This window comes from Bacteroides sp. 519 (genome assembly GCF_010500955.1).
Classification (GTDB): domain Bacteria; phylum Bacteroidota; class Bacteroidia; order Bacteroidales; family Bacteroidaceae; genus Bacteroides.
This window is the reverse complement of the sequence record NZ_QVMJ01000079.1, coordinates 1-415: the sequence shown is the minus strand read 5'-3', so window position 1 is coordinate 415 and position 415 is coordinate 1. Positions and strand designations below refer to the sequence as shown.

1 protein-coding gene is annotated in these 415 nt (G+C 42.4%); it reads left to right on the top strand.

The window, feature by feature from the left end; translation table 11 throughout:
- The coding region (locus D0T85_RS21990) for a hypothetical protein (RefSeq protein WP_163215665.1) at window positions 1-319 on the top strand (319 nt) is incomplete at its 5' end.
- Window positions 320-415 lie beyond the last annotated feature (96 nt).

The window sequence follows — 415 nt, the reverse complement described above, 5'->3', positions numbered from 1 at the left end:
CTCACCCTTTGCTAAGTCTGTAAAGAGACTGAGCACCATGAGGCCGATCCTGTGTCTTCTGCTGGTCATCCTGGCTGTTTGCTGCTATGAAGCTAATGCTGCAATAGTCTGTGAAGCAGTTAAGCGTGAAAGCGCCACTTTCATACTGAAGAGTGAGGAAGCCTTGAAGAAGGAACTTGAACAATATAATGCTCCTCCAGAGGCTGTTGAAGCAAAACTGAAAGTGAAGAGATGTATAGACAGAGAATTGAGCTATCCAAACAAAGTTGGCATATCAACTATATTGGGACAAATATTAGCATACTGTCTCAAGGAATAAAAAGCATGGCTCTAACTGCTCTTCATTGGTTCTCAAGGATAAACTGACTTTCCCGGCCCAATGTGAAGTTTCCAACGTCTTGCACTAATAAATTTC